Origin of the sequence: Microseira wollei NIES-4236, assembly GCF_020521235.1 — a bacterium.
Taxonomy (GTDB): domain Bacteria; phylum Cyanobacteriota; class Cyanobacteriia; order Cyanobacteriales; family Aerosakkonemataceae; genus Microseira; species Microseira wollei.
Map to the genome: position 1 here is coordinate 1 of NZ_BLAY01000367.1, position 3,217 is coordinate 3,217.

At 47.9% G+C, this 3,217-nt stretch carries 1 protein-coding gene; it reads right to left on the reverse strand.

Annotation, left to right across the window (positions count from 1 at the left end; translation table 11 throughout):
- A partial coding sequence (locus tag MiSe_RS48275) for an ATP-binding protein (protein WP_264197137.1) occupies positions 1 to 3,179 on the reverse strand: 3,179 nt, incomplete at its 3' end.
- Positions 3,180 to 3,217 lie beyond the last annotated feature (38 nt).

Sequence of the window (3,217 nt, forward strand, 5' to 3'; positions counted from 1 at the left end):
GTCCGTTCTGCAACTTTGACCTCAAGCTTGTGGGAATAGTCTTCGAGTTGCTGATACAGGCGCGCATTTTGCAGCGAGATAGCAGCTTGGGAACAGATCAGGTTGAGCAGTTCGACGCGATCGCGCGAAAATGCTCCCGTGGCTAAATTATTTTCTAGGTAGACGATTCCGAGTAATTTGCCTTGGTTGAGCAGGGGACTGCACATGAGACTCTGGGGACGCTGACTCATCAGATAGGGATCGACGGTGAAGGAAGATTGCTCTCGCGCTGCATGAAGGACTAGCACTTCTTTTGTGTGCTTGACGCGGTTAATGATGCTGAGGGGAACACAGGGACTTTCATCCAGGGGGGTTGATTCTAACATGCAGGTTTGAGCGTCCCCACAGCTAACGACCACCTGCCACTCTTGGTCGTTGAGTAAAATTAAAGCACCGCGCGAGGCTCCGGCATTCTCCATCACGACTCGCATTAGGGTTGAGAGTAACTGTTGGAGTGCAATTTCCCGCGAGAGGGTTTGGGAAGCTTTGATAACGGCGGCTAGATCGAGAACCGATGTAGTTCCCGTGCTGGTGGCATGAAGAATTTCTGTGGAGATCTGGGTAATACTTTGACTGGGATCTTGCCGCAGTTTTTCGGTTTGCCGGATGGGGGTGAGAAGTTGGGGATAGCGTTTTTCTAAGTCTGAAGTTTTGGCTAATGCCCCCCATTTGGCATAACAATAATATGCTTCAAGCATGTAGCCGGCGGCGACTTTTTCTTTGCCCCAATCGAGATAGAATTTGGCGGCGAGTTCGTTAGCGAGGGCTTCTTCTTGGATGTAGCCGTTTTCTTTGGCAAGGGAGATCGCGCGATCGTAAAGCTCGATCGCTTCTAGTCGATTCCCCACTATTTGTTGGTATTGAGCATCGACTAAATCGACTTTGTGCGACCAATTCATAGGCGCATGGTCTGCCAATCGTTTGATTTTTTCTCGATCGGAGAGCGCCTGTTCGAGACAATGGTATTGTGCGTCAGGGGGAAGACTCGAATACAAGGCTAAGCGCACGAGGGCATCATAAAAATAAAATAAATTTCCGGAGACAAACGACGCAATAGCGCGGTGAAACTCAGCAACTCGTTCTAAGTTAGTAATGGCATTTTCGTAGTCGTAGAATAGGTAACAGCCAACGGCTTTAAACAGATGCGCCACTGCAATGCCATGAGCATCTTTAATGGCATACTGCTGAGGTAAATCCAGGGTTTCATCGTAAGCTTCGCCAATCAGAAGGCAAGGATTATCGGACTGTCCCAGCAAATTCAACACATGCTGGCGATAGGTTTGATTCCAACGGAGAAAGACAGGCTGTTTCAGTTGGGCGAGCGCCTGACTATAAGTAGCCATCGACTGAGCCAACTCGGATAATTCAAGGCTTGAGAAATAGGCGGTGTAACCATGTATCTGAGCAAAAATTGCGGTAGTTTCTAGATCTCCTGTTTCTAGCCCGATCTGATAGCCGACTTGTAAATCACTTAAAATGCTGCGCCAGCTTTCTTTCCAATGTCGCACACCACCGTGGAAGCGGGATAGGGTTTTAGCCTGTACGGGCAAACTGGGTAATTTTTCTAAAATTTTCAGTGCCAATTGCCCAAATTCATAACCCAGATCGACCTCACCCACAGCACTGCACAAAATCATGCCGTAGGTGGCATAGCCCGGTGCTGAGAACGCGGTGTTACCCGTTTGAATAGATAGGCTAACCATCTTGAAAAAGATGAACGGCATCAGGTGAGGAGCACCCAGTACCACGACTCCAGCTAACCGGAATAATACCCGCATTGCCGCCAGTAGTTTGGGTTCTGTCATCATTGGCAGGTGAATCAATTCTGCCACTGGGCGATCGGCTAAGCTGGCATTGATTTGGGCTAATCCTCGCCCAAAATCTTCTGGAGCTGGGTGTGCTGGTAACTCAATCCCTAATTGTTGCAGAGTGGTGAATCCTAACTGAATGGCTTCCTGGATTTGGCTTTGGGCAACGTGAGATTGAATTTGAATTTCGCAGAACGGAATGCGATCGAGGAGTGATTCAACCTGATGCAGAGCAAGGGTAAGCCAGCGTTCTGTTTCAGCAAAATCACCAACCAGACAGGTATTACTAGCCAGTTCAGTATGGAGCATCAGGGTGAAATCATAGTGCTGTTGCCAACTATTTTCTGGCAAGAGATCTATGCTCAGTAGCAGATAACTCAAGGCGGTTTGGTAAGCCGTTGCGGCTTTTGCTTTTTGTCCGGCTTTGAGGTTGAGTTGAGCTAGATACTCTCGCTCGGAGGGCTGCTCCAGGAGATGAATGGCTTGGTTTAAGTGATTGACAATTTCAAAAATCCGCTCATTACATTCCTGCTCAGACCAGCTATGAAGAAACTGTCTGCCAATGGTTTGATGAACAGTCGCTCGCTCGGCATCATCAATCAGAGAATAGGCGGCTTGTTGAACGCGATCGTGCAGAAAGCGATAGGTCACATTTTCCACCTTGTTAGCATTTGCGTCTTGTTGCTCATTGCCCACATAGAACTTGTAGACTTCACTCTGCGGAATGACTAGCCCTTCTTGAAGCGCTTTCCACAGAGCATCCGCCCCATCAGATTCGCTCTGTTCAGAGATGATCGCCAAGGTATTCAAATCGAATTGGTTACCAATACAAGCGGCAAGTTTCAACACCTCCTGCGTCTCCACCGAAAGTTTCTGCAACTGCAAGGCCATAAACTCCACCACATCATCCGTCAATGCCAACTGCCGCACCGCAGTCATGTCACATTGCCAGTAACCCAATTCTGACTGGAACTCAATCCAACCCTCCTGATGCAGTGCTTTAAGAAACTGGGTCGTAAAAAAGGGATTCCCTTTTGTTTTCTGATACACCAATTGTGTCAGGGGGTGAGCCAGTTCATTGCTACAACTCAAGGTATCTGCTACCAACTGATTGACCGTCATTTCTACTAAGGGTTCTAGAGTAATTGTATTGACGGTCGATTGTGCTTTCTGAATTTGTTCCAGCGTCAGCATCAAGGGATGAGCCGGAAACACTTCATTGTCTCTATACGCTCCCAAAATCAGTAAATATCCCGCACTCGCTTCGCTCATCAATAACTTCAGCAAGTTCAGGGAAGCCGAATCTGCCCATTGCAAGTCATCCAAAAACATTACCAAGGGATGTTCTTTTGTGGTGAACACCTGGATGA